This window comes from Streptomyces sp. RK9 (assembly GCF_045070545.1).
Taxonomy (GTDB): Bacteria; Actinomycetota; Actinomycetes; order Streptomycetales; family Streptomycetaceae; genus Streptomyces; species Streptomyces alboflavus.
Map to the genome: position 1 here is coordinate 3408949 of NZ_CP173703.1, position 18566 is coordinate 3427514.

The 18566-nt window shown below is 74.2% G+C and carries 18 protein-coding genes and 1 pseudogene; 11 read left to right on the plus strand and 8 right to left on the minus strand.

The window, feature by feature from the left end; all coding sequences use genetic code 11:
• Positions 1–47 precede the first annotated feature (47 nt).
• Complete coding sequence (locus AB6L24_RS14010; protein ID WP_405655435.1) at positions 48–1088, minus strand: LuxR C-terminal-related transcriptional regulator; 1041 nt, start codon at positions 1086–1088, stop codon at positions 48–50.
• Positions 1089–1701: 613 nt separating this feature from the next.
• Here AB6L24_RS14010 and AB6L24_RS14015 point away from each other — a divergent pair.
• Both AB6L24_RS14015 and AB6L24_RS14020 read left to right on the plus strand, forming a co-directional pair.
• A complete protein-coding gene (locus AB6L24_RS14015; protein WP_405655437.1) occupies positions 1702–2394 on the plus strand; it encodes a hypothetical protein in 693 nt (230 codons plus the stop codon).
• A gap of 256 nt (positions 2395–2650) precedes the next feature.
• On the plus strand, positions 2651–3715 hold the full coding sequence (locus AB6L24_RS14020) for a PucR family transcriptional regulator (RefSeq protein WP_405655438.1): 1065 nt from the start codon (positions 2651–2653) through the stop codon (positions 3713–3715).
• Between the two features lie 28 nt (positions 3716–3743).
• Here AB6L24_RS14020 and AB6L24_RS14025 read toward each other — a convergent pair whose 3' ends face one another.
• From AB6L24_RS14025 to AB6L24_RS14035, 3 genes are all read right to left on the minus strand, one after another.
• Complete coding sequence (locus AB6L24_RS14025; RefSeq protein WP_405655440.1) at positions 3744–4094, minus strand: hypothetical protein; 351 nt, start codon at positions 4092–4094, stop codon at positions 3744–3746.
• A 96-nt stretch (positions 4095–4190) separates the two neighbouring features.
• Positions 4191–4607 carry a CoA-binding protein gene (locus AB6L24_RS14030; protein WP_380858276.1) on the minus strand — a complete coding sequence of 139 codons (417 nt, stop codon included), beginning with the start codon at positions 4605–4607 and terminating at the stop codon, positions 4191–4193.
• 126 nt (positions 4608–4733) lie between these two features.
• Positions 4734–5309 (minus strand): TerD family protein, encoded by a 576-nt coding sequence (locus AB6L24_RS14035; protein ID WP_030358670.1) that lies wholly within the window; start codon positions 5307–5309, stop codon positions 4734–4736.
• A gap of 243 nt (positions 5310–5552) precedes the next feature.
• Here AB6L24_RS14035 and AB6L24_RS14040 point away from each other — a divergent pair, with 243 nt between their 5' ends.
• Together AB6L24_RS14040 and AB6L24_RS14045 are read left to right on the plus strand one after the other, a co-directional pair.
• Positions 5553–5963, plus strand: a complete 411-nt coding sequence (locus AB6L24_RS14040) for a BlaI/MecI/CopY family transcriptional regulator (RefSeq protein ID WP_405655442.1) — start codon at positions 5553–5555, stop codon at positions 5961–5963.
• 9 nt (positions 5964–5972) lie between these two features.
• Complete coding sequence (locus AB6L24_RS14045) at positions 5973–6971, plus strand: M48 family metalloprotease (RefSeq protein ID WP_405655444.1); 999 nt, start codon at positions 5973–5975, stop codon at positions 6969–6971.
• A 32-nt stretch (positions 6972–7003) separates the two neighbouring features.
• On the opposite strand, the gene AB6L24_RS14050 is transcribed toward AB6L24_RS14045, so the two are convergent.
• Complete coding sequence (locus AB6L24_RS14050; RefSeq protein ID WP_030358673.1) at positions 7004–7459, minus strand: tellurite resistance TerB family protein; 456 nt, start codon at positions 7457–7459, stop codon at positions 7004–7006.
• Between the two features lie 172 nt (positions 7460–7631).
• Between AB6L24_RS14050 and AB6L24_RS14055 the strand changes: the two genes are divergently transcribed.
• On the plus strand, positions 7632–8300 hold the full coding sequence (locus tag AB6L24_RS14055) for a transcriptional regulator (RefSeq protein ID WP_405655446.1): 669 nt from the start codon (positions 7632–7634) through the stop codon (positions 8298–8300).
• A 46-nt stretch (positions 8301–8346) separates the two neighbouring features.
• Here AB6L24_RS14055 and AB6L24_RS14060 read toward each other — a convergent pair whose 3' ends face one another.
• A complete protein-coding gene (locus tag AB6L24_RS14060; RefSeq protein ID WP_380858288.1) occupies positions 8347–9066 on the minus strand; it encodes a 4'-phosphopantetheinyl transferase in 720 nt (239 codons plus the stop codon).
• Positions 9067–9173: 107 nt separating this feature from the next.
• Between AB6L24_RS14060 and AB6L24_RS14065 the strand changes: the two genes are divergently transcribed.
• The 4 genes from AB6L24_RS14065 to AB6L24_RS14080 all read left to right on the plus strand — a co-directional run bounded on the left by AB6L24_RS14065 (position 9174) and on the right by AB6L24_RS14080 (position 14214).
• Entirely contained in the window at positions 9174–9800 is a 627-nt protein-coding gene (locus AB6L24_RS14065) for a YigZ family protein (RefSeq protein WP_405655448.1), read from the plus strand.
• 100 nt (positions 9801–9900) lie between these two features.
• Positions 9901–12273 (plus strand): FHA domain-containing protein, encoded by a 2373-nt coding sequence (locus tag AB6L24_RS14070; RefSeq protein ID WP_405655450.1) that lies wholly within the window; start codon positions 9901–9903, stop codon positions 12271–12273.
• A 76-nt stretch (positions 12274–12349) separates the two neighbouring features.
• Positions 12350–13165, plus strand: coding sequence for a hypothetical protein (locus AB6L24_RS14075; protein WP_405655452.1), 816 nt, complete (start codon positions 12350–12352; stop codon positions 13163–13165).
• Positions 13165–14214, plus strand: a complete 1050-nt coding sequence (locus tag AB6L24_RS14080; RefSeq protein WP_405655454.1) for a serine/threonine-protein kinase — start codon at positions 13165–13167, stop codon at positions 14212–14214. The genes AB6L24_RS14075 and AB6L24_RS14080 overlap by 1 nt, the downstream gene beginning before the upstream one ends.
• A gap of 192 nt (positions 14215–14406) precedes the next feature.
• Here the strand turns inward: AB6L24_RS14080 and AB6L24_RS14085 are convergent.
• Positions 14407–14988: pseudogene (locus AB6L24_RS14085) on the minus strand (alpha/beta fold hydrolase); the annotation flags it as partial.
• A 123-nt stretch (positions 14989–15111) separates the two neighbouring features.
• Between AB6L24_RS14085 and AB6L24_RS14090 the strand changes: the two are divergent.
• Entirely contained in the window at positions 15112–15729 is a 618-nt protein-coding gene (locus tag AB6L24_RS14090) for a TetR/AcrR family transcriptional regulator (RefSeq protein ID WP_405655456.1), read from the plus strand.
• Positions 15730–15777: 48 nt separating this feature from the next.
• Here the strand turns inward: AB6L24_RS14090 and AB6L24_RS14095 are convergent, their stop codons facing one another.
• Positions 15778–17079: a streptophobe family protein gene (locus AB6L24_RS14095; protein WP_405655457.1), complete on the minus strand. Its 1302-nt coding sequence runs from the start codon at positions 17077–17079 to the stop codon at positions 15778–15780.
• 234 nt (positions 17080–17313) lie between these two features.
• On the opposite strand from AB6L24_RS14095, the gene AB6L24_RS14100 reads away from it, so the two are divergent.
• Positions 17314–18519 carry a DUF6777 domain-containing protein gene (locus AB6L24_RS14100; protein ID WP_405655459.1) on the plus strand — a complete coding sequence of 402 codons (1206 nt, stop codon included), beginning with the start codon at positions 17314–17316 and terminating at the stop codon, positions 18517–18519.
• Positions 18520–18566 lie beyond the last annotated feature (47 nt).

Here is an 18566-nt window from a genome sequence, read left to right on the forward strand (position 1 = left end):
CACGCTAGGCAGCGGACGGCCCGCACGGACCGCGCCGCGGCCCCGTGTCACCGTTCCGTAAGACCCTGCCCGGGACGGCCGTCGTCGCCGTGGCCGTACAGCGCCGTCGTACGGACCCCCGCCTGGAACCGCGTCCGCACCCCGAGCACCGCCATGATCCGGCTCATCCGGCGCTCCACCGTGCGCTGGGCCACGCCGAGCCTGCGGGCGATGGCGCTGTCGGTGAGCCCGGCGCGCAGATGGGCGAGCAGCAGTTCGTCGTCGGGGGAGAGCCCGGCGTGGGCGGCCGGGGCCGCGGGCCACAGGGGCGTGGCGCGCTGCCAGAGGAGTTCGAAGAGGGCGATGAGGCCTTCGAGCAGGGCGGACTGCTGGAGGACCAGGATCTCCTCCTCGCTGGGCAGCACGAACGGCACGAGCGCCACCTTGCGGTCGGCGACCACCAGCTTCAGCGGTACGTCCGCGAGGACCCGGCTCTCCTCGCCGCGCTCGGCGAGATCCCGGGTGGCCTCGACGCGGCCGGGGCCGTCGAGGCCCGCCTGGTCGTAGATCGCGCGATAGCGCAGGCCCTTGTCGAGGCGCTCGCGCTGCACGGTGTCCTGACGCCGCAACGGCTCCACCACGTAGGGCGGTTTGTCCAGGATCAGCATCTCGCTCTTGGCCATCTGCTGGGTCTGGAAGAACTGCTGGGCGATGGCCTCGCGCCCGCGCAGGATCAGCACCGGCGAGCCCTCGCCGCGCAGCCGCCCGGCCCGGAACTCCTCGGCGAGCCCGGCCGCGGCGAGGCGGGCGTGCGCGATCTCCTCCTGGCGGCGCAGCGCGAGGACCTCGAGCGCCACGTCGGGAGGGGCCGGGGTGAGCCGCTCCGTGCCGTCCGCGGCGCCCGTCAGGAGCCCCAGGCCGGCCAGCGAGCGCACGTGCCCGCGCACCGACTCCTCGGTGAGGCCCGTGGCCCGGGCGAGCGCGCCGAGCGTCGAGCCGGGGGCCGCGAGGAGCGCGCGGTACACACGCTCGTCGCCGGGGCCGACGCCGAGCCCGGCGAGGACCGGGGCGTGCGGGGGTGGCGGGGTCTGCTCCGGCGTCGCGTCCATGCCACCGTCTTCCCTCGTCTGCGCGTCGGAATGCCGACACTGGCGGAACTCCGACGCTCTCTTCGGCGCGGACCCCGGTACGGTCATGCCTGCCATGGATGCGGTTGTCATGAACGCCGAAGTCGCGTGCCGGAAGCGGCAGTCTGCCTGACGGCGATTTCCGCGTCCACGGCACGTTCCGCCTTCCGGCGACGCCGCAGGCCGTGCAGGCCCGCGCGCGGCGCGCGGTACGAGACCGGCACGGGATGCCCCGGCTCTGCGCCCCCGCACGTCAGGGGCGCCAACCCCCCACTCGGGGCATCCCGTGCCACCCGCGCCCACCACCTTCTTCGCGCGCCCCCGGCCCACTGCGCGCGCTCCCCGCCCCTCGGCAACCGCCCCTGACCCACCCGTCCCACCTGCCCCGTCGGCATCCGCCCGACGGCCGCGCGCCGGTGCGGCATTAAGAACGCATAAAGATTGCCGGAAAATGGCAGTGCGCCGAAGGGGCGGGTCGCGTCAGGATGGGAGCGCAGGGACGGGGGGCGAGGGCCCGGGTGCCGGATCACGGAAACGAGATCCGGCACCCGGGTGCGTGCGGCTCCCGTGCGTGACCGGTCAAGGGGGCGGGGGCATGGGGGAGTTGATCGACGCGGCGGTGGGGTTCCCAGGAGTGGCCTTCACCTCCGCGATGGCGGTGGTGGTGTGCTTCTGGCTGCTCGTCGCGGTGGGCCTGGGCCGGGCCGACAGCTTCGACGAGGACGCCGACCTGGGCGCCGTCGGGCTCGGCGGCGTGCCGGTGGCCGTGGCCGTGTCGCTGCTCGTGGGCACGGGCTGGCTGGTGACCCTTGCGGGCTCCGTCGCGCTCGCGCGGACCGGCTGGACGGGGCTCGCGCACGCGGCGGGGGACCTCGGGCTGCTCGCGGTGGCCGCGCTCGTCGCGTACGGAGCGACGCGTGCCCTCGTCCGCGCGCCGGCGCGCGGCCCGAGCGGCGCCGACCCGTCGCCCCAAAACCTCGTCGGCTCCGTGTGCACGGTCCGCACCGGCTGGGTCGACCGGGAGTCCGGCCGGGCCGAAGTGGCCGCACCGGACGGGACCGTGGCCGTCGTCGAGATCCGGCAGGACCCGTCCGCGCCGGGGGAGCCGCTGGCGGTCGGCGGCAGCGCCCTGCTGCACGCGTACGACGCCACCGGCGCGTTCTTCTGGGCGGTGCCCTGCGCGGTGGCGCTCGCCCCGGGCCGCCCCCGCCCCGTCCGCGCGGCCGAGGCCCCACCCGCCGACACCGGCCCCGCGGACGACCCGTGGCCGCACGCCGACTGCGCGTGACGCCCGGCCCCGCCCGGCCCCCGGCGGCCGTTGGCCGAACAGGTGGGGCCGAGTGTCCCCGGAGGCGGCGTGGTCGGCCGCGCCGCGCCAGGGCTCGACCGCACCCGAGCCCGAGTCGACACTCACCGGCCTCCCACCCTCGCCGACACTCCGACGCCCACCCAACCCCAGCCCCAACCCGCTCCCTCCACCCGCCATGCGTGAAGAACATGCGTTAAAAAGGCGTCAGGAACGGATCGGGGCACGGGGGTTGCTGATGGGGAGCCATGACATACCGGGTGACTACCTGGACGGCTATGCCCGGATACTCGCCGACGCCTCCGCGGCCGGCCGCGGTCTGACCCGCGAGGAGCTGGAGTCGCGGCGCGCCCTCGGCGAGCTGGCGGCCGACGCCGGGTTCGGGCTGCGTGCCCTGGTCGGCGCGCACCTCGCGGCGACGCGGGCGTACGGCACGGGCCCCGCCGCGCCGGTGTCCGCCGAGTCCCTGCTCGCCGCCGTGGAGCAGGCCGTCGACGCCTTCGCGGAGGGGTACGAACGTGCCCAGCGCCTGGCGATCCGTCAGGAGGAGACCGCGCGCCGCGAGTTCATCGACGACCTGCTGCACGGCCGCAGCGACCTCGGCCTGCTCGCCGAGCGCGCCGAACGCTTCGGCTTACGCCTTTCCTTCGCCCACGCCGTGGCCGTCGCGCAGGGCGAGGGCGCCTACGAGGAGGGCGACCGGGCGCCACGCGCCGTCGAGCAGGCGCTCGCGGGCCGCTTCGGGGACCGCAGCGTCCTGGTCACCACCAAGGACGGCCGCCTGGTGTGCGTGGCCCCCGGCGACCAGGACGACGTACTCGACTTCTTCGCCGCGCAGGCGCACACCGCCACCGAGGGCGGTCGCGTCGCCATCGGCCGCCCGCAGCCGGGACCGGGCGGCGTCGTCCAGTCGTACGAGGAGGCGCTGGGCGCCCTGGACCTGGCCGCGCGCCTGGGCCTGGCCACGCCCGTCCTGCGCGCCGCCGACCTCCTCGTCTACCCGGTCCTGACCCGGGACCGGCAGGCCATGGCCGACCTGGTCCTGAACACCCTCGGCCCGCTGCGCGGCACCAGGGGCGGCGCCGAACCCCTCATCGAGACCCTGTCGGCCTACTTCGACACCGGCTGTGTCGCGGCCCAGGCGGCCCGCCGCCTGAACCTCAGCGTGCGCGCCCTGACGTACCGCCTGGACCGTATCCACCGCCTCACCGGCACCAACCCGGCCGATCCGCTGCACCGCTACACGCTCCAGACGGCGGTGATCGGAGCCCGACTCCTGGACTGGCCCGAGCGGCCGTTCTGACGTCGGGCGCACGGCAGTTCGCCCGGACTCAGGCGTAGCTGAGGAGCAGTGCCGCCAGGGTGACCTGCGCGCTGATCTGCACCGTGATCAGCAGCCCCCGCCAGCCCTCGAACGGCGCCCGGCGGTGCGGCCACGCGGCGGCGAGGACGCCGGACACCGCCGAGACGAGGAAGGCCGCCACCACAAGCGCCGGGGACACCTGCGCGCAGTCGACGCCGTACGTCACGCACCCCGAGGCACGTTCGGAGGCCAGGGCCAGGACGAGGGAGCCGATGGCGGTCGGGACGAGGAGCACGAGGGCGACCAGGGCCGTGACGCGGGCGGCCCGGTCGCCGGCGTCGGATCGCGCGGCGGCGACGCCGGAGCTTTCGGTGTTCATGACCCCAGTCAAGGCGCGACCGGGGGTCCGGGGAACCGAACAGGTACTCAGACGCCCTGAGTGCTCCCACTCATCCGCTCAGGACGTGCGCAGGAGCTACGCCGACGCCCCGAGCCGCGGTATCTCGATGGCGGGGCACCGGTCCATGACCATGTCGAGGCCCGCGGCGCGCGTGCGTGCGTAGGCCGCCTCGTCGATGACGTCGAGCTGGAACCACACGGCCTTCGCGCCGATGGCGACGGCCTCGTCGGCGACGGCGCCCGCGAGGTCGCTGTTCACGAACACGTCCACGACATCGACGTCGAAGGGGATCTCGGCGAGCGAGGCGTACCCCTTCTCGCCGTGCACCGTCTCCGCCTTGGGGTGGACCGGCACGACGCGCTTGCCGTACCGCTGGAGCACCTCGGCGACGCCGTACGCGGCACGCCGCTCGTTGTTCGACAGGCCGACGACGGCCCAGGTGTCACCGAGTCCGGTGAGGATCTTGCGGACGGTGGCGGGGTCGCCGTGCATGTCGGGCCTCCTGGGCGTCGTCGGTCTCACTACGCCAACGGCGGCGCGGGCCGGGTGATTCCCGGCTCGCGCCGCCGTCGGGCCGGGCGGCCGGCCGGGATGTCCGCGGCGCCGCCCCGGCGGGCGTCAGACGTTGACGCCGAAGTCCGATGCGATGCCGCGCAGGCCGCTCGCGTAGCCCTGGCCGACGGCGCGGAACTTCCACTCGGCGCCGTGGCGGTAGAGCTCGCCGAAGACCATCGCGGTCTCCGTGGAGGCGTCCTCGGAGAGGTCGTAGCGGGCGATCTCCTGGTTGTCCGCCTGGTTCACCACGCGGATGAACGCGTTGCGGACCTGGCCGAAGGACTGGCCGCGGTTCTCCGCGTCGTGGATCGACACCGGGAACACGATCTTCGTGATCTGCGGGGGCACCCCGGCGAGGTTGACCTTCACGGCCTCGTCGTCGCCCTCGCCCTCACCGGTGAGGTTGTCGCCCGTGTGCTCCACGGAGCCGTCGGGGCTCGTGAGGTTGTTGTAGAAGATGAAGTGCTGGTCGGAGACGACCTTTCCGGAGTCGTCGCAGAGCAGCGCGCTGGCGTCGAGGTCGTAGTCCGTGCCGGTGGTGGTCCGCACGTCCCAGCCCAGGCCGATCAGCACGGCCGTGAGGCCGGGCGCCTCCTTGCTCAGCGAGACATTGCCGCCCTTGGAGAGGGAAACTCCCACGTGTCCTCCTGTGGTCCGCTACCGAGAATCGCTTCCGGCCGTGGTCAGGGCCGGGACTTAGAATCTACATGAGTGTAGAAGCGTCCGAAGGGGGTACAGCCCCTTCCGGCCGTTACGATGTGGCGCTCCCTATGAGACGTACGCGACATACGTGAGGTATGTGATGCGAGGGAGCGGGAGACGACGGAAGCGCGCGCGGCGGCGGCAGGCGCGGCACACCGCGACGGGAGGCGAGGGCACGGTATGACGCAGCACATGGAAGGGTCGCGGGAGCCGCGTCCGCGCAGACGCGGGCAGGGCGAGCTGGAGGCCCAGGTGCTCGCGGCGCTGCACGGCGCGCGCGGCCCGGTGAGCGCGGCCTGGGTGCAGGAGCGCATCGGCGGCGACCTCGCGTACACGACGGTCATGACGATCCTCACGCGCCTGCTCGCCAAGAACGTGGTGACACGTGAACGCGCGGGCCGTTCCTTCGTGTGGCGGTCCACCGCCGACGAGGCCGGGCTCGCCGCGCTGCGGATGCGCAAGGTCCTCGACGGCGAGAGCGACCGGGAGGCGGTGCTCGCCAGCTTCGTCACCACCCTGTCCGCCGACGACGAGCGGCTGTTGCGCGATCTGCTCGGCGAGGCCGGCGGCACCGCGGGCGCGGAGGACTGACCGCTCGCCATGGGGCTCTTCGTCTTTCTGCCGCTCGTGCTGCCGCTGACCGCCTGGCCGGTCGCCCGGCTCGCCGCCCAGCATCTGCACCCGCGCACCGCGACCCGCCTGCTGACCGCGCTGGCCGCCGTCATGGCCGTGTGCAGCACGCTCTGCCTGGCCCTGCTCATGGTCGTCGGCACCGCCCAACTCCCCGGCAACCCGCTGCCCGACGGCTGGTCGGACCCCGAGGTCCGCGCCGCGCTGCCCTACGACGAGGTCGCGGGCCGGGCCGCGATCCCGGCGCTGACGATCGTCTGCGCGGCGCTCGCGCGCACGCTGTGGCGGCATGCGACGGTACGGCGCCGGGGGTGGCGGGCGCTCGCGGGGCTGCCCGGTACGTCGGTGGCCGTGCTGCCGGACGCGACCGCGGCGTACGCCTACGCGCTTCCCGGCAAGGAGCGGCGGGCCGAGGGCCGTTCACGGGGGCGGCGCCGGACCGGGAGGAGCGGCCGGGGCGCGCCGCACGGGCGCGTCGTCGTCAGCCGCGCGCTGCTCGACCGGCTCCAACCCGCCGAACGGCGCGCCCTGTTCGCCCACGAGCGGGCCCATCTCACCGCGCGCCACCACCGGTTCCTGCTGGTGACGCAGTTGGCGGCGCGCGCCAACCCGTTCCTGCGGCCGCTGCGCACGGCCACCGCGTACACCGCCGAGCGATGGGCCGACGAGGAGGCCGCGGCGGTCGTACGGGACCGGCGTGTGGTGGCGCGCGCCATCGGCAAGGCCGCGCTCGCCCGGCCGCGCACGCCCGGGCCCGCGCTCGCGGGGCTCGCCGCGGCGGGCCCCGTGCCGCGGCGCGTCGCCGCTCTGCTCGGCCCGGCGCCCGCGGCCCGCACCCGGCCCTCGCTGTTCACGGCGATGGGCCTCGCGCTCTGGGGCGCCGCGTGCGGCACCGTCGTGTCCGCGATGTCCTCGGCGAACGCGACGGTGACGATGGTGCTCGTCCTGCGGGCCGCCACGCCGCTGTGACGCGCGGGCCCATCAGCCGGTCAGAGGTCGGCTCAGAGGTCGAACTCGTGCGGCGGCAGGTCGAGCGCGAAGCACGCCTCGCGCACCACGGCCTGCTCGTCCTTGTCGAAGTCGCCGTCGGCGCCGCCGATGACGATGCCGATCTGGATGACGGCACGTGCCTCGGCCGGCTTCTTCTTGGCCTTCGCGACCTCCTGCAACACGCTCACCTTGCCGAACGCGAAGTCGGCCGTCAGCTTGTCCACGTACGCGTCGAAGCGGGCCCGCAGGTCGTCCGCGGCGAAGTTCTGCAGCACCTCGTTCGTGGCGATCAGCTGTGCGACGCGCTGGCGCTCGGCGGCGTCCACGGTGCCGTCGGCGGCGGCGACAAGGGCGCACATCGCCATGCTGGAGTCGCGGAAGGCCCCGCTCGTGAGGTCGTTCTTCTTCGCCGTCAGCTGCGCCTGCATCGTCGACGCGGATTCCTTCAAGCGGTCCCACAGGGCCATGGAAAAACTCCATCAGTTGGTGCCGGCGGTTGTCGCCGACCAAGTTCTACAGCACTGTAGAAGTTAGCATCCGCGGCAGCCGTACCGAAAAGCGCCGTTGGTCGCATGAGTCACGCAAGTCACTTGTGTTTCATAGGTTCCATAAGATCCGTACGCACGGAGAGGCCGACCGATGACACCGACGCCCCGCGAACTCCTGGACGGCGCGACGGCGGAGCTCGCCCCGAAGTCGCACGCCAACCCGCTGGTCCCGCTCGTCGCGGACGGCGCCGCCGACCGGCGCGCGCTCGCCGCACTCGCCCTGGAGCAGTGCCGCGTGATCCCGGCCGACCGCCGGTCCTTCCTGCACCTGGCCGCCCGCTCGGCCGACGCGGGCCTGCCCGCGGGCGCGGCCTTCTTCGCGGCGCTCGCCGAGGGCGAGTCGGTGGCCCTCGACCGGCTCGGCCCGCTGCTCGTCGCCTGCGGGGTGGACGCGGAGCAGGCGGCGGCGTACGTCCCGACGGCGGGCTGCCAGGCCTATCCCGCCTACGTGGCGTGGCTCGCCCTGAACGCCGAACCGGCCGACGCCGTGCTCGCCCTGACTGCCAACTTCGCGGCGTGGGGCGGCTACTGCGGCGCGCTCGCGCGGGCGCTGCGCGGGCACTACGGCTTCTCCGACGAGGCCTGCGGCTTCTTCGACTTCTTCGCCGGGCCCGCGCCCGACCTCGACCGCGCGATCCTCGCCGCGCTCCAGGAGGGCATCGACCTGGAGCGCCTCACGCCCGCGACGGCACTGCGCCAGGGGCGGCTGCTCCAGGACTACGAGGAGATGTTCTGGGGGACGCTGGCGGGGCTCGCCTGAGCGTGCCCCGGCGCGCGCGGCGGCGCGGGGGAGGCCGCCTCGAGCCCTAGCCCGCCTGCCCCGCCCGCATCACGATGGCCGTCACGACGACCCCGTCCCGCACCAGCCACGTGCCGGAGAACCCCGTCAGGCGCGCGCCCGCGACCACCGGGCCCTCCACCAGGAGTTCGGCGCTGAACGTGCCGTCCGCCCGGATGTCCAGGTGCGCGTCCTCGAAGCCGAGCCAGCGCCTGGCGAGCGGGAACCACGCCTTGTAGACCGTCTCCTTGGCGCTGAACAGGAGCCGGTCCCACGGGACGGCGGGCTCCGTGACGGCGAGCGCGGCCAGCGCGGCGCGCTCCTTCTCGTCACTGACCAGCTCCAGGACGCCCGGGTCGGACAGCGGCTCGGCGGGCTCGGCGTCGACGCCGACGGAGATGACGGCGCCGGCGCGGGCCACGACCGCCGCGCGGTAGCCCAGGCAGTGCGTCATGCTGCCGACGACGCCCTCGGGCCACACCGGCGCGCCCTTGTCGCCGCGCAGGATGGGCCCGGGCGGCACGTCGATGCGGGCGAGCGCGGTGCGGGCGCAGTGCCGCGCGGTGGTGAACTCGCGCTGGCGCTTCGGCACCGCCTTCGCCACGTACGCGACCTCTTCGGGGAACAGGACGGCGTCGGCCGGGTCCTCGCGGGTCTCGACCACGACGACGGGCTCCGCGGCCAGGAGCGCGCCCAATATGCCGGTCTCGTCGGTTACTTCGCCGGTGGACTTCGAGGGTGACGTCACAGTCGATCACTGTACCGGCGGCCCGCGCGGCGCGGTCCGGGACTCCCGCGTCGGGCCCGGCGACCGGCGCGCGGGGGGCCCGCGCGGGGAGCGCATAGGGTGGCCTGATGCAGGACGAGTACCGCACCGTGGCCCGTGAGGGCGTGCACGAGACCGAGATCAACCGCTCGCGCTTCCTGTGCGCGCTCGCACCCGCCGCCACCGAGCGGGAGGCCCAGGACTTCGTCGCCCGCGTCCGCAAGGAACACCCGACGGCCAGCCACAACTGCTTCGCGTACGTCATCGGCGCCGACGCCTCCGTACAGAAGGCGAGCGACGACGGCGAACCGGGCGGCACCGCGGGCGTCCCCATGCTCCAGATGCTGCTGCGCCGCGACATGCGCTACGTCGTCGCCGTCGTGACCCGCTACTACGGAGGCGTCAAGCTCGGCGCGGGCGGCCTGATCCGTGCCTATGGAGGAGCCGTCGGCGAGGCGCTCGACGCGATCGGCACGCTGACCCGCAGGCGCTTCCGGCTCGCCACCGTCACCGTCGACCACCAGCGCGCGGGCAAGATCCAGAACGATCTGCGGTCGGCGGGGCGCGAGGTGCGCGACGTGCGGTACGGGGACGCGGTGACCATCGAGATCGGCCTTCCCGACGCCGACGTCGAGGCCTTCAAGGGGTGGCTCGCGGACGCCACGGCGGGCAGCGCGTCCTTCGAGCTCGGGGGAGAGGCGTACGGGGACGCCTGAGGGTGGCCGGGGCCCGCACCGGGTGGGGTCCGGCCCCAGGGGCGGGCGACCTCGCCCCCGCGCCCAGGCGTGAACGGGCGTGAATAGGTAGAATTCGGGCATGGGGAAGCGGCCCGTGAAGCCGACTGCGCCCGAACTCGTCCTCGAGACCGACACCGGCTCCACGGTGATGAGTCCGAGCCGGGACTATCACGTCGGCCGCGACCCGCTCAGCGACGTCGTCCTCGACGACGCCCGCGTCTCCTGGCACCACGCGGTCCTGCACGCCGAGCTCGACCACTGGACGATCGCCGACGAGCACAGCACGAACGGCACCTACGCCGACGGACACCGCGTCCAGGAGTGGAGCGTCGGCCCCGGCAGCGTCCTGCGCTTCGGCAACGCCACGGACGGCCCGCGCGCGGTGCTCGTCGGCCGCGAGCCGCCCCCGCCCGCCGCCCCCGAGCGCCCCTCCGCCGTCCGCACGCCCTCGGCCACCGGCACCTTCCGGCAGCCGACGACCGTGCGCCCGCTGCCCACCCGCACCGTCCGCATCGGCCGCGCCGCCGACAACGACGTGGTCGTCGACGACCTGGTCGTCTCCCGCCGCCACGCGGAGCTGCGGTTCCTCGCCGACGGCAGCTACGAGATCGTGGACCTCGGCAGCCACAACGGCACCTACCTCAACGGCCAGCCGGTCGCCCGCGCCCCCGTCATGCCCGGGGACATCGTCGGCGTCGGCCACCGCGCGTACTGCCTCGTCGGGGACCAGTTGCAGGAGTACGTCGACACGGGCGAGGTGTCGCTCGACGTGCAGGAGCTGACCGTCGCCGTCGACCGGGGCCGCAGGACGCTGCTCGACCGGATCTCCTTCCCCGTCGGCGAGAAGTGCCTGCTCGCCGTCGTCGGCCCCAGCGGCGCGGGGAAGTCCACCCTCCTCAACGCCCTCACCGGACTGCGCCCCGCCGACGGCGGCACCGTCCTCTACGACGGCCGCGACCTCTACCGCGACTACGCCGAACTCCGCCGGCGCATCGGCCTCGTACCGCAGGACGACATCCTGCACACGCAGCTCACCGTGCGCAGAGCCCTCGGCTACGCCGCTGAACTGCGCTTCCCCCAGGACACCGAGAAGGCCGAACGCCGGGCCAGGGTCGAGGAGGTCATCCGCGAGCTGGGCCTTGAACAACGCGTCGACCAGCCCATCCACAGCCTCTCCGGCGGCCAGCGCAAGCGCGTGAGCGTCGCCCTCGAACTGCTCACGAAGCCGTCGCTGCTCTTCCTCGACGAGCCGACGTCCGGGCTCGACCCCGGCATGGACCGCTCCGTGATGCACATGCTGCGCGGGCTCGCCGACGACGGTCGCACCGTCATCGTCGTCACGCACAGCGTGCTCAGCCTCGACGTGTGCGACCGGCTCCTCGTGCTCGCGGCGGGCGGCAGGATCGCCTACTACGGGCCGCCGCAGGACGCGCTCCCCTTCTTCGGCTACACACAGTGGCCCGAGGCGTTCGAGGCCTTCGAGGGGGACCGCGACCGGGACTGGGCCGGGGGCTACCGGCAGTCGCCCTTCCACCAGCAGTACATCGTCAACTCCTCGGCGCAGCCGTACCTGCTGCCGCAGGGCGGCGTCGGACAGGGCGGCGCGGCCGCCGTCTCCTTCGCGCCGCCGCCGAAGGCACAGAGCTGGGGCTCCCAACTGCGCACCCTGGTGCGGCGGTACGCGGCCGCCCTCGGCGCGGACCGGACGTTCCTCGCCATCATGATCGCGCTGCCGTTCGTCATGGGCGCCATGGCCCGCGCGCTCGCCGGGAGCAGGCTGACCCAGGAGACGGCGATGAACGCGCTGCTCATCCTGTGCGTCGGCGGCGTCCTGACCGGCGCCGCCAACGCCGTGCGGGAACTGGTCAAGGAGCGCGTGATCTACCAGCGGGAACGGGCCGTGGGGCTCTCCAGATCGGCGTACCTGATGTCCAAGGTCGTCGTGCTCGGCACCATCACCGTGCTGCAGGCCGTCGTGCTGACCCTGGTGGCCCTGCTCGGCGTCGACCTCAACGCGCCCGCAGGCGAGGGAGTGCTGCTGCCGCCGCTGGTCGAGATCACCTTGGCGGTGGCCCTGCTCGCCTTCACGGCCATGATGCTCGGCCTGCTCGTCTCGGCGCTGGTGCGCAAGGAAGAGGTGACGATGCCGCTGCTCGTGCTGCTCGCCATCGTCCAGGTCGTGTTCTGCGGCGCGCTCCTGAAGCTCCACGGGGTGCCCGGCGTCGAGCAGTTGGCGTGGCTGGTGCCCTCGCGGTGGGCGCTCGGCGCGATGGCCGGGACCATCGGGCTCGGCCGGATCGTCCCGGGGGAGCTGACGGCCGATCCGCTGTTCCGGCACTCCGCGGGTGTCTGGCTGCTGAACATGGGCGCGCTGGTGGCCCTCTCGGTCGTCTTCGGGTACGCCGTCGCCAGGCTGCTGCGGCGGCACGAACCCGCGATCATGCGGAAGTAGCGGGCAGCGGCCGACGACGAGTGACCGGCGAGCAGGGACAGCGCGGGAGCGGCGAACAGGAGCGGGAGCGGACGAGATGACCACTGCGGACTTCCGGCCCACACACGTCGTCCCCCAGGACGGGCTGCCCGCCTGGGAGGCGCCGGACGCCACCCGGCCGACGACACCGCTCGACGCGCTGCTGCCCGTGTGCCTGGTCGACCGGCTCGGCGACTGGGGCCGCGTCGTCTGCGCCAACGGCTGGTCGGCCTGGGTCGACGGCCGCCTCCTGGTCGCCGTGCCGCAGGACCCGCCGGCCGCGGGCCATCCCCTGACCCGGACGGCCGACCCGCGCCCACTCCTCGCGCGCTCCGAGGACGCGCTGACCCGCTACCGGCGCGCGGCCGAGGAACTGGCGAGCGGCACGGCGGACGGCGAGTCCTTCCACCGCCGGACCCGCGGCCTGCGCGTCGGCATGATCGTGGACGGCGAGTCGGTGTGGCTCTACGACGCCGAACACGAGCGGTGGGTGTACTGCGACGGGGCGCGGCTCAGCACGTACGCGGCGGAGGAGGGGCCGAGCGTGCACGGCGACGGGGGCGGCGGGGCCGCGCGGAACGGGGCCCCGGCGAACGGGGGGCAGGCGGGGGCGCCGGAGCCGACGCAGGTGGTCGAGGCCGTGCCGGAGCCGGGGGCGGGTCCGGTTCCGGGTGCGGCGGACCGTCCGGACGGCAGGAACGGCACCCCGGACCCGTACGGCCGGGGCGCCGCACCCGACCCCTACGGCCGGAGCCGCACCCCCGACCCGTACGGCCGAAGCGGCACCCCCGATCCGTACGGTGAGGACCCCACCCGCCGCATCCCGCCCGTCACGGTCGACCCCGACCCGCCCGCCCGGCCCGGTGACGCCTGATGGGCGGCGCCCCGCGCGAGGCTCCGGCGAGCGGCAGCTCGCACTCCGGGCGGCCCTCCGACCTGATCGGGAAGCAGATCGCGGGCTACCGGGTGGAGAGCGAGATCGGGCGCGGCGGGATGGCCGTCGTCTACCGCGCCAAGGACCTGCGCCTCGACCGGACCGTCGCGCTGAAGCTGCTCGCCCCCGAGCTGGCCCGCAACGACACGTTCCGGCAGCGCTTCACGCACGAGTCACGCGTGGCCGCCGCGATCGAGCATCCGCACATCGTCCCGGTGTTCGAAGCGGGCGAGACCGACGGCGTGCTCTACATCGCCATGCGCTACGTCCCCGGGCTCGACCTGCGCCATCTGCTCGACCGCTCGGGCCCGCTCCCCGTCGGCACGGCCCTGCGCATCGCCGCGCAGGTCGCGTCCGCGCTCGACGCGGCCCACGACCACGGCCTCGTCCACCGCGACGTGAAGCCCGGCAACATCCTGGTGGCCAAGGGCACGGACAGCGATCACCCGGAGCACGTCTACCTCACCGACTTCGGCCTGACGAAGAAGTCGCTCTCGCTGACCGGGTTCACGTCCGTGGGCCAGTTCGTGGGGACGCTCGACTACGTGGCGCCGGAGCAGATCTCGGGCCGCCCCGTGGACGGCAGGTGCGACGTCTACAGCCTCGCCTGCGTCGTCCACGAGACCATGGCCGGCGGGCCGCCGTTCCAGCGCGACGACGACATGGCGCTGCTCTGGGCCCACCAGTACGACCAGCCGCCCCGCCTGACCGAGAAGCGCCCCGGCAGCCCCGGAGCGCTCGACGGCGTCCTCGCGAAGGCGCTGGCCAAGAGCCCCGACGAGCGGTACGGCTCCTGCCTGGAGTTCGTGGCCGCGCTGCGCGCCGCCGTCACGGGCAGCGCCCAGGGTCACCCGCCGACGCAGGTCGACCTCCAGGTCGTGGAGGCCCCGGCGGACCCGGGGGCGCCTCCGGACCCGCCCGGCTGGGCCCGGCCGGTGTTCCGGCGGCTGCCCGACCAGGGCCCGTCCGGCGCATCGTCGGAGCCCTAGGCCTGTCGCGGCTCCACTGACGCCCAGAAGCGGGCGACAGCCGCTGCGCCGCGGGCGGGGTCCTGCGTCATCCACCAGTGCCCAAGGCCGTCGAGGACCTCCACGCGGGCGCCCGCCCTGCGCGCGGCGCGGCGCCGTTGCTCGACGGATCCCCCCCACGTGGTCCGCCGTGGCGAGCAGCACCAGACCCGGCCGCCGCGCCGCGTTCTCCAGGTTCTTGCCGAGACCGGACATGACCGGTGGTGCGGCGGAGGTGTAGAGCGCGATCACGGCCCGGCCCATCGCCTCGTCCTGGCCCTGGGCGACGTGTGCGGCCACGGTCTCGGCCATGCCCCGCTCGACGAGCGTCGCGGTCCGCTGTTCGACGGGGGCGCCGAAGCGCGCGGCCACGTCGGCCTCCCCGATTCCGGGTGTCTGCCATCGCTGGGCCAGCTCGTGCCAGACGTAGTCCGGCTCGAAGACTCCGATCGTGTCGCTGACCCAGCTGCGTACGAGGTCCGGACGGCTCATCACCGTGTTGAGGACGTGTCCGCCGCCCCAGTCGTGGCCCACCAGGTCGACGGGGCCGGGGAAGCGGCCGAGCTCGTCGACGAGCCAGTCGCGGTACTCCAGGACCGTCGCCCCGAACCCGGGCGGCAGCGGCGCGCCGAACCCGGGCGGGGACAGCCGGACCAGGCCGTCCGGAGCCGCGCCGGCGGCCTCCAGTTCGTCGAGCAGCGGCCCCCAGACGGCCGCCGTCTCGGGATTTCCGTGCACGAACACCGCGGGCGCCATGTGTCACTGCCTCTCAGGCAGGGTCACGGATCATGTCGTGCGTCTTGATCCTCGGGACCTTCTCGGGGATCAACGGAACCATATAAACTTGTTGGACAGCAAGCAAGATAGTGAGGATGCCGCATGCCGACCCCCCGTCGTACTCAGAAACAGCGCCGCGAACAGGCCGAGGCGGCCTTGCTCGCGGCCTCCGCCGAACTCGTCGTCGAGCGGGGAGCGCGCGCCCTGACGCTGGCGGGGGTGGGTGAGCGAGCCGGGTACAGCCGCGGCATCGTCACGCATCACTTCGGCTCGAAGCACGCTCTTCTGGAACGCCTGGCCCGCAGCGTGCAGGCCGGGTTCGTGCCGGGCCTCGACGAGCTGCGCCCCGGCCTCGACCGCCTCCTCGGTCTTGTCGACGGCTACATCGGCGAAATCGGCCGGGGGGCCACGGCCCAGCGCGCGTTCCTGGTGCTCTGGACCGAGGCGCTCACCACGCCCGAACTCGCGTCGGTCTTCCGCGAACGGGATGAAGCGTTCCGGGCGGATCTGCGCGACGACGTGGCGGCCGGAATCGCCGACGGCACCGTCCGTGGCGATCTCGTGCCCGCGGAGGTCGCCACGGCGATCGTCGCGCAGCTCCGCGGGATCGGGCTGCAACGACTGCTCGACCCGGACGCCATCGACACCGAACACCTGCGGCGGTCGATCACTGAGCAGTGGCGCCGGGCCCTGGCCGCACAACCGACGCGACAGCCGTAGGGGGGTGGGGCCTGGTCGCCGGGTTGGTCGGGGGCGTGCCGGCGCCCGTCAGCGCTTCTCCGCCCCCACCTCGCCGCGCCGGTGCACCGGCCGCGCGAGCAGGCCCCCGATGAACCCGGCGACCAGGCCCCAGGCCACCGCGAGCAGGACCGCGGTCCCCAGGTGCGGCCGCAGCTTCACGAGGCCGGTCAGGCCGCCGCCGAGGTCCCCGATGCCGAGGAGCGACAGGCCGGCGTGGGCGGAGACGCCGGCCAGCAGGCAGACGGTGAACACGGTGAGGGCCAGCGCCACCGCCATGTGCACGGCGTGCTGCCAGGCCCGCATCCGGGCGGGGGAGCGTGCCGCCATCAGGAACGCGGCCCCGAGGACCATGACCGCCGCGACGACCAGCAGCAGCCACACCCGGTCGTCGTGGTCGGAGAGCGTGCGCAGATTGAGCGTGGAGTCGCTCGGCGTCCGCAGGACCTGGTCGAGCACGCGCGGCATGGGCAACCCGAAAGGACCGTCCACCCGGCCCTCCCAGGACGCGCCGAGCCCGAGGGTGAAGGCGAGCCAGAGGAGGTTGGGCAGCCCGAGCAGAAGCACCGCGAGGGTCTCGGCGGTGTGCCCCTGCGTCGCCGCCACGATCACGCCGATGACGAGCCCCAGGGCGACGTACGCGAGCAGCAGCACCAGCATGGCGTACGCCGCCGGACGCACCGACTCCTGGAAGCGCACCAGACGGGCGGGGAGCGGGGCCCCGCGCGAGACCAGCAGCGCCATGGCGAACACACCCGCGAGCCACAGCAGGCCGAACACGACGGTCGGCAGTACGTCCGTCTCGAACCCGACCTCGGGCGAGGCGCCGAGGAGGTCGCCGATGTCGGCGGCCGTCCCCTCGCCGAGCTCGATGGTGAACCGGTGGTCGGCCACCAGGCCGAGGCCCACGAGGAGCAGGACCCACAGCAGCGCGATCCGGGCGGCCCAGCCGAGCAGTTCCTTGGTGTCGGTGACGGCCCGGTGCCGCAGCGGCCTGAGGAACCCGGCGGCGATCACCAGCGCGCCGACGAGGGAGACCGAGAGCGGGACCACGGAAAGTCCCGCGTCCGTGTCGGCGATCCCCCCTGCGCCGCCGGAGAGCCCGACGGAGCCGCCGACCGCCATGACGACGACCGCGGCGACGACGGCGGGGAACGCGCCGTCCGGCAGGTCCCCGGCCCCGGCGGCCCACAGGCCGAGCCCGGCGACGACGGCCATGGCCACCAGTGAGGCGAGTACGGCGAGTACGGCGTGCGGCCAGCCGTGGGGGTCCCGTCGGCTCTGCGGGGCGCCCGGCGTGCCCGCCCGGCCGGGCGGTGTCTGGTGACTCACGTTGTCACGCTAAGCAGCACCGCGTCGGCGCGCCCCTCGGGAGGGCCGACCGCGTCGGCTTGCGGGCTCCCATGAACCGGTACACACAATAGGCGCGTAAGGGAATGAAGCGTGCGGAACGGTTGAAATCGGGATCAGGTCCGCGCGCCACAGGCCCTTCACCCAGCCCGTCCGCAGGCCGTAGGCAGCCCGCACACAGCCCTTACGCAGCCCCCTACGCAGGGAAGAAGTCTCGTGAGCGTCGAACCGCCCTCGTCAGGTCGCCCCACAGGACCCCCCTCCGGCCCGCTCTCGGGCCCCTCGCAGCCGGGCGCCACCCAGCAGAGCGGGACCCCGGGCGCGGGCCCGTCCGGTGCGACGCCGCCGCCCGGCGGGGACCGGCCCTCGGGTCCGCCGGGCGGCCGGGGACCGGGCGGGGACGGGGGATCGCACGAGCCTCCCGAGGGCTCCGGCGGGAGCCCGGAGCCGGAGCGCCCCTGGTGGCGGTCGGCGCCGCGCGTGGCCATGATCGGCCTCGCCGTCGTGGCCGCCGTGGTGCTGATCGTCGTCCTCACCCGGCCCGAGGGCACCAAGGAGTCCCGCGGCGAGGTCCTCCTCCAGGCCGCGGGCAAGTCGGGCCCCGACCCCTTCACCGAGTCGACGGCCCGGGACGACGACACCCCGCCGTCCCCGACGCCCGTGGCCAGCACCTCGGCGTCGGCCAACGTGACGCGCGGCGTCGACGGCGCCGCGCCCGGCCTCTACGGCGGGACGCGCAAGGTCGGGGCCTGCGACGTGGAGAAGCAGGTCGAGGTCCTCGGGAAGGACCCGGCGAAGAACAAGGCGTTCGCCTCGGTCCTCGCCATCGACGCGGCCGCCGTCCCCGCGTACCTGCGAGCCCTCACACCCGCGCAGCTGCGCATGGACACCCGCGTCACCAACCACGGCTACCGCGACGGCGCCCCCACCGCCTACCAGGCGGTCCTGCAGGCCGGGACCGCCGTGCTCGTCGACGACCGGGGCGTGCCGCGGGTGCGCTGTGCCTGCGGCAACCCGCTGCTGCCGCCCGTCGCGCAGCAGGGCACCCCGAAGCGGACGGGCGACACCTGGCCCGGCTACCGCCCGTCGAACGTCGTGTTCGTGGCGCCCGCCGCCCACGTCGTCAACGTGTTCGTGATGTACGACCCGAAGAGCGGCAAGTGGTTCGAGCGCGACAAGGGCGACACGGGCGCCGGCGACAAGGAGACGCAGCCGCCGCCGGACCAACCGTCCCCGTCGCCGTCCCTGTCCATGTCCTCGTCGTCCCCGTCCCCCTCGGTCTCGTCCCCCTCACCCTCGTCCCCCTCGCCGTCCGTCTCCCCGTCCTCGCCGTCCCCCTCGTCCGCCTCGCCCTCCGCCGAGCAGGAGCAGCCGCCCGAGTACCGGTCCCCGGAAGAGCAGCCGTCGCCCGGGGCATATTGAGGTCCGTGATCGAGCAGGTGCCGACAGGCGCTAGCGTGGTGGGTGCT

Bases quoted from the DNA above. Each gene is read 5' to 3' on its own strand.
- AB6L24_RS14090 (WP_405655456.1), top strand. From the start codon at position 15,112: ATGCCGACCCCCCGTCGTACTCAGAAACAGCGCCGCGAACAGGCCGAG.
- AB6L24_RS14025 (WP_405655440.1), bottom strand. From the start codon at position 4,094: ATGAACACCGAAAGCTCCGGCGTCGCCGCCGCGCGATCCGACGCCGGC.
- AB6L24_RS14010 (WP_405655435.1), bottom strand. From the start codon at position 1,088: ATGGACGCGACGCCGGAGCAGACCCCGCCACCCCCGCACGCCCCGGTC.
- AB6L24_RS14050 (WP_030358673.1), bottom strand. From the start codon at position 7,459: ATGGCCCTGTGGGACCGCTTGAAGGAATCCGCGTCGACGATGCAGGCG.
- AB6L24_RS14040 (WP_405655442.1), top strand. From the start codon at position 5,553: ATGACGCAGCACATGGAAGGGTCGCGGGAGCCGCGTCCGCGCAGACGC.
- AB6L24_RS14045 (WP_405655444.1), top strand. From the start codon at position 5,973: ATGGGGCTCTTCGTCTTTCTGCCGCTCGTGCTGCCGCTGACCGCCTGG.
- AB6L24_RS14075 (WP_405655452.1), top strand. From the start codon at position 12,350: ATGACCACTGCGGACTTCCGGCCCACACACGTCGTCCCCCAGGACGGG.
- AB6L24_RS14080 (WP_405655454.1), top strand. From the start codon at position 13,165: ATGGGCGGCGCCCCGCGCGAGGCTCCGGCGAGCGGCAGCTCGCACTCC.
- AB6L24_RS14055 (WP_405655446.1), top strand. From the start codon at position 7,632: ATGACACCGACGCCCCGCGAACTCCTGGACGGCGCGACGGCGGAGCTC.
- AB6L24_RS14070 (WP_405655450.1), top strand. From the start codon at position 9,901: ATGGGGAAGCGGCCCGTGAAGCCGACTGCGCCCGAACTCGTCCTCGAG.
- AB6L24_RS14020 (WP_405655438.1), top strand. From the start codon at position 2,651: ATGGGGAGCCATGACATACCGGGTGACTACCTGGACGGCTATGCCCGG.
- AB6L24_RS14065 (WP_405655448.1), top strand. From the start codon at position 9,174: ATGCAGGACGAGTACCGCACCGTGGCCCGTGAGGGCGTGCACGAGACC.
- AB6L24_RS14015 (WP_405655437.1), top strand. From the start codon at position 1,702: ATGGGGGAGTTGATCGACGCGGCGGTGGGGTTCCCAGGAGTGGCCTTC.
- AB6L24_RS14030 (WP_380858276.1), bottom strand. From the start codon at position 4,607: ATGCACGGCGACCCCGCCACCGTCCGCAAGATCCTCACCGGACTCGGT.